The organism is Curtobacterium sp. B8, from assembly GCF_000333315.1.
Classification (GTDB): Bacteria; Actinomycetota; Actinomycetes; order Actinomycetales; family Microbacteriaceae; genus Curtobacterium; species Curtobacterium luteum.
The window spans coordinates 1-5,809 of record NZ_BACW01000116.1; the positions used below are offsets into that span (position 1 = coordinate 1).

At 69.6% G+C, this 5,809-nt stretch carries 5 protein-coding genes; 3 read left to right on the top strand and 2 right to left on the bottom strand.

The features are described 5' to 3' along the window. A partial coding sequence (locus tag I59_RS03050) for an ATP-binding cassette domain-containing protein (RefSeq protein ID WP_031272624.1) occupies nucleotides 1-1,357 on the bottom strand: 1,357 nt, incomplete at its 3' end. 324 nt (nucleotides 1,358-1,681) lie between these two features. Next, nucleotides 1,682-2,836 carry a LacI family DNA-binding transcriptional regulator gene (locus I59_RS19020; protein WP_261976500.1) on the bottom strand — a complete coding sequence of 385 codons (1,155 nt, stop codon included), beginning with the start codon at nucleotides 2,834-2,836 and terminating at the stop codon, nucleotides 1,682-1,684. A 305-nt stretch (nucleotides 2,837-3,141) separates the two neighbouring features. On the opposite strand from I59_RS19020, the gene I59_RS03060 reads away from it, so the two are divergent. From I59_RS03060 to I59_RS03070, 3 genes are all read left to right on the top strand, one after another. Next, nucleotides 3,142-4,428, top strand: a complete 1,287-nt coding sequence (locus tag I59_RS03060; protein ID WP_022902617.1) for an MFS transporter — start codon at nucleotides 3,142-3,144, stop codon at nucleotides 4,426-4,428. A gap of 26 nt (nucleotides 4,429-4,454) precedes the next feature. After that, entirely contained in the window at nucleotides 4,455-5,231 is a 777-nt protein-coding gene (locus I59_RS03065) for an SDR family oxidoreductase (RefSeq protein WP_022902618.1), read from the top strand. A 134-nt stretch (nucleotides 5,232-5,365) separates the two neighbouring features. Next, nucleotides 5,366-5,809: FAD-binding oxidoreductase (locus I59_RS03070; protein WP_031272628.1), on the top strand; the 444-nt coding region annotated here is incomplete at its 3' end.

A 5,809-nucleotide genomic window follows, 5' to 3' on the forward strand; every position in this document is an offset into this window, starting at 1 on the left:
CCTTCCCCTTCGCCGCGAGCTGCTGGATGATGCCGTAGATCTCGAACTTCGCGCCCACGTCGATGCCGCGGTCGGGCTCGTCGAGGATGAGCAGTCGGGTNNCGGTGAACATCCACTTCGACAGGACGACTTTCTGCTGGTTCCCGCCGGAGAGCTTGCCGACGTTCTCCTCGACCGTCGGCACCTTCGTGCGGAGCAGCTTCCGGTAGCGCTCGGCGACGCTGTACTCCTCGAGAGAGTCGACGACGCCGGCCTTCGAGATCTTCGGCAGGTCCGCCGAGACCGTCGACCGCTTCACCGTGTCGAGCAGGTTGAGACCGAGCGCCTTGCGGTCCTCGGAGACGTAGCCGATGCCGTTCTCGATCGCCTGCTGGACGTTCGCGACCTTGATCTCGCGGCCGTCCTTGATGATCTCGCCGCCGAGCCAGGTGCCGTACGACCGACCGAAGATGCTCATCGCGAGCTCGGTCCGGCCGGCGCCCATGAGGCCGGCGAAGCCGACGATCTCGCCGCGCTTGACGTGGAAGTTCGAGCCCTTGCAGACCAGGCGCGACGGGTCGAGCGGGTGCTGCACGGTCCAGTTGCGGACCTCGAAGAAGGTCTCGCCGATCTTCGGGGTGCGGTCCGGGAAACGGCTCTCGAGCGAGCGGCCGACCATGCCGCGGATGATGCGGTCCTCGTTGACGCCGTCGCCCTTCACGTTGAGGGTCTCGATCGTCTTGCCGTCACGGATGATCGTGATCTCGTCCGCGATCTGCTCGATCTCGTTGAGCTTGTGGCTGATGATGATGCTCGCGATGCCCTTGGACTTCAGCCCGACGATGAGGTCGAGCAGGTGCTGCGAGTCGTTCTCGTTGAGCGCCGCGGTCGGCTCGTCGAGGATGAGGAGCTTGACGTCCTTGTGCAGGGCCTTGGCGATCTCGACGAGCTGCTGCTTGCCGACGCCGATGTTCTTGATCTGCGTGTCCGGGTCCTCGTCCAGGCCGACACGGGCGAGCAGGTCCTGGGCGCGGAGCTGGGCGCTCGTCCAGTCGATCACGCCGAACTTCGACGGCTCGTTCCCGAGGAAGAGGTTCTCGGTGATCGAGAGCTCCGGGATGAGCGCGAGCTCCTGGTGGATGATGACGATGCCGGCCTGCTCGGACTGCTTGATGTCCTTGAACCGGACCTCTTCGCCCTCGTAGACGATCTCGCCGTCGTAGGTGCCGTACGGGTACACGCCCGACAGCACCTTCATCAGGGTCGACTTGCCGGCACCGTTCTCGCCGCAGATCGCGTGGATCTCGCCGGCACGGACGGTGAGCGACACCTCGGAGAGGGCCTTCACGCCCGGGAACTCCTTGGTGATCGACCGCATCTCGAGGATGGTCTCGGCTGCGGTCACCGACCTCGTCGCGAGGGGGTCCTCGACCTGGTCGGGGCCCTGTGGGGTTGACGCCACGGTGCATCTCCTTCTGCCGCTCCAGCGCGGCAGTCATTCGGGTTGACACTGCGGCAGCGGGGGCGCAGTCACCTGCGTGGACCCCGTTGTCGCGTCCGGTGCCCCTGCCGTGTGACGGTCCATGTGAACGGTCACATCGGCTGGAACGGGGGCAATCCTACGCACAGGGGTCCCGATGCTGTCAATTCGTCTTTGTCGCGTTTGTGTAACGGCCCGCGTCGAGCGGCGGAACGCGCCGCGTCACGTCCCCCGGTGTGGGGTGGTGCGGCGCGCGGATGCGGACTTCCGCACGGTCCGGCCGGGAGGCGCGGGGCGGCCCCGGCATGCGCCTCCAGGCCGTCGCGTGGGGCGCGTCGGCGACCGCTGCCAGGGCGCGTCAGCGTGAGCGCGGCGCGCTCGTCGAGCCGCGGACGACGAGCTGCGGCACGATGTCGATCGGCCGGAGCTGCTCGTCGTCGCGGGGGAGCAGGAGGTCCACGCAGCGCCGCCCGAGCTCGGCGAAGTCGACTGCACGGTCGTCAGCGGCGGCCAGAAGTGCTTCGCCTCGGGGATGTCGTCGTAGCCCACCACCGAGAGGTCGCCGGGCACGTCCAACCCGTAGGAGCGCGCGGCGTGCATGAGCCCGAGCGCCATCTGGTCGTTCGAGCAGAACACCGCGGTGCAGTCCCGCCAACGGAGGAGCTCCCGGCCGGCGTGGTAGCCGAAGTCGGCGGTCCAGTCCCCGAGGATCGGCGCCACGACGGGCATGTCGCGGTCGGACATCTCCCGGAGGAAGCCCTGCATCCTCGCGTCCGCCTCGATCCAGTCCTGCGGCCCGGCGATGTGCCGGACGTACTCGTGTCCGAGGTCGAGCAGGTGCGCGGTGGCGAGCCGGGCGCCCTCCATCTGGTCCACCCAGAGCGCGGTGGGGTCCTCGCCGACGCTCGCGCGCATCGTGACGTAGGGCGTCCGGATGCCGAGCTCCTCGATGAGGTCGAACACCTTCTGCTGCGGGGCGATCACGACGATGCCCTCGACGTCGAGGTCGAGCAGACGCTGGATGCTCTCGCGCACCGCCTCGTCGGTCGTCTCGGTCAGGGTCGAGGTCGTGACGTTGTACCCGCGGGCGACCGCCGCGTCCTCGATCGCCTGCAACGCGACCGCGGGTCCGTAGTGGGCGCGGCGTGCGGTCAGGACCCCGATGGTGTGCGTCCGGCTCGTCACCAGCGCCCGCGCGGCCCGGTTCGGCCGGTACTGCAGTTGCTCCATCGCCGCGAGGACCCGGTCGCGCGTCTCGGCGCGGATGGCGTCGGAGTTGTTCAGGACCCGCGAGACCGTCTGGTGCGAGACCCCGGCGACCCGTGCGACGTCGCGGATGCTGGGCGCACGCGACTGCTGTGCTCGCGTCGACGCCATTGCTGCTCATTCCCGCCCGGTGTCGTGGCACGTCGATGTGCACGTTCACATTCCGGGCCTGATCATTATGCACGTCCGCGTGCCGAGCGCCACCCGGGAGTCGGGAGCAGGTTGTGCCGTCCGACCGACCTGGGGTAGCGTTCACCCCGTATCCGGCATATCGCGGATCACCACAACTGCAGATCGGCCGTCCGCCCGAGGACGGCAGTCGCTCCAGACCTCAGAGAACAGCGGCACCCGCAGCGCACCAGCGCTGGGGTGTCGCTGTTCTTTTTTTGTCCCCCGATCACCACGAAGGAGTGGTCTTGACCAAGTCCCGCAGACTGACGAGCTTCATCGTCCTGTCGATGACCGGTGGCGCGATCTTCCAGGTCGCCTACATCCGGTTCGTCTTCCTCGCCGACACGGCGCACGCCCTCGGTCTCTCGATCCAGCGCTACGGCGAGGTGACGAGCATCTTCGGCGCCGTCGCCGTGGTCATGTACTTCTGCGGCGGGTGGTTCGCCGACCGGTTCTCGCCGAAGGTCCTCATCGTGGTCGCACTGGCCGGCATGGGGGTCGTCGACCTCTGGCTGTCGACCGTGCCGGACGAGACCGGCGTCGTCGTGGCGCACGTGTTCATGGCGGTGCTCGGCATGGGCCTCTACTGGTCGTCGCTGGTCAAGCTCGTGTCGATGCTCGGCTCGGCGGACGAGCAGGGGTGGCTGTTCGGCTGGCTCGAGGGCATCCGCGGCATCACGTCGACGGTGGTCGGGTTCGTCGGCGCCGCCGTCGTGGCCGCGGCGATCGCCGAGTCCGCCGGCGTCCTCGCGGTGATGCGGATCTACGGCGTGCTCTGCCTCGTGTTCGCGGTGCTGGTCCTGCTCGTCGTGCGGGTCGACCGGGCCGCGCTCGACGGCGTCGGGAAGCAGGCCGTCTCGCTCCGCCAGCTCGTCGCGGCCGCGCGGAACAGGTACACCTGGCTGATCGGTGCCTCGATCATGCTGATGTACTGCTTCTACACGCTGCTCGGGTACCTGACGCCGCTGCTGCAGTACGGCTACGCGGTGCCCGTCGTGCTCCTCGGCGCGATCGGCGTCGTCCGCACCTACGTCTTCCAGATCCTCGGCGGACCGGCCGGCGGCGCGCTCGTCGCCCGCTGGACGAAGTCGTCGCCGGCGTTCCTGCGCTGGGCGTTCGTCGTCGCCGCCGCGAGCGCGCTCGGGTTCCTCCTCGTGCCCCAGCGGCCCGCGCTCGTCTGGGTCGCGGTCGTGCTCATGGTCGTGATGTGCCTCGCGGTGTTCACCGCGCGCGGCGTCTACTGGGCCCAGGTCGGCGAGGTCGAGGTCCCGCTCGCCCAGCGCGGCGGCGTGATCGGGCTGGCGTCCGGCATCGCCTACCTGCCGGACGCGTTCCTGCCCGCCCTGGCGGCCTGGTGGGTCGGCGACCCCGCGAACGACGTCCCGCAGCAGGGCGGCGGCTACACGACGATGTTCGCCGTCCTGCTCGGCGCGGCACTCCTCGGCGTCGTCACCACCACGGTCACGATGCGCCTCCGCGCCCGTGACCGTGCACGCCGCCCGCAGGACGACGCCGTCGTCGCCGCGGCCTGACCTCCACCACGAAAGGACCCCTCCCCATGGACATCCGCGACTTCTCGCTGGACCTCTTCTCCCTCGCGGGCAAGCGCGCCGTCGTCACCGGCGGGAACTCGGGCCTCGGCCAGGCGTTCACGCTCGCCCTCGCCAAGGCCGGCGCGGACGTCTTCGTGCCGAGCGTCGTCGACGACGACGGCACGACCCGCGAGCTCGTCGAGGCCGAGGGACGTCGGTACGCGTTCCTCGAGGTCGACCTCACCGCGCCCGACGCCCCGGAGCGGATCGTCGCCGAGTGCGAGCGTGCCCTCGGCGGCATCGACGTGCTGGTGAACTCGGCGGGCATCTGCCTGCTCGACGACGTCGAGGCGTTCGACCGCGCCAAGTGGGACCCGATGGTCGCGGTCAACCTCACCGCGCCGTTCGCCCTCGGCCACGCGGTCGCGAAGCGCTTCGTCGCGCAGGGCTCCGGGAAGATCATCAACATCGCGTCGCTGTTCGCGTTCCTCGGCGGCCAGTGGTCCCCGGCCTACGCGGCGACGAAGCACGGGATCGTCGGCTTCACGAAGGCGTACTGCGACGAGCTGGCGCAGCACGGCGTCCAGGTGAACGCGATCGCGCCCGGGTACTTCGCCACGAAGATCACCGAGCAGACCCGGTCGAACCCCGAGACGAACCAGCGCGTCCTCGACCACATCCCGGCCGGGCGCTGGGGCGACGTCGCCGACCTCATGGGCGCGACGGTCTTCCTGGCCTCCCGCGCCTCCGACTACGTCAACGGCCACACGCTGACCGTCGACGGGGGATACCTGGTCCGCTAGCGCGACCACCCGGCGGACGCACGGCGCGCGACGACCCCGCCACGCGCCTCCCGTCCGACGGCACCCCAGCCACGCACCCAGCGCAACGAACCGCATCCAGCGCAACGAACCGCACCACCGGAAGGACCACCACCATGATCGAATCGATCGCCACCCTCGACCGGGCCGAGATCCTCGCCCACCTGGCCACCGTCGTCCGCCCCGAGCAGATCGACACCGACGAGCAGCACCTGCTCGACGCCAGTGTCGACCGCTTCAAGAAGTACCAGGCGGTGCACGGCATCCACGACGCCCCGACCCCCGTCGCCATCGTCAACGCGGAGTCCACCGAGGACGTCGCCGCCGTCCTCGCCTTCGCCGACGAGCACCTCGTCAACGTCGTCCCGCGGACCGGTCGCACCGGCACCGAGGGCGGCCTCGAGACGAGCGTGGTGGACACGATCGTGCTGGACTGCTCCCGCATGGACGCGGTGCTGCGCATCGACCCCGAGAACATGCAGGCCACCGTGCAGGCAGGGGTGCCGCTCCAGCGCCTCGAGGACGAGCTCCGACAGCAGGGCCTGACCACGGGCCACTCG

What these genes read in the sequence shown, in the direction of transcription:
- I59_RS19020 (WP_261976500.1), bottom strand. Translation starts at nt 2,836, where the DNA reads ATGGCGTCGACGCGAGCACAGCAGTCGCGTGCGCCCAGCATCCGCGAC.
- I59_RS03065 (WP_022902618.1), top strand. Translation starts at nt 4,455, where the DNA reads ATGGACATCCGCGACTTCTCGCTGGACCTCTTCTCCCTCGCGGGCAAG.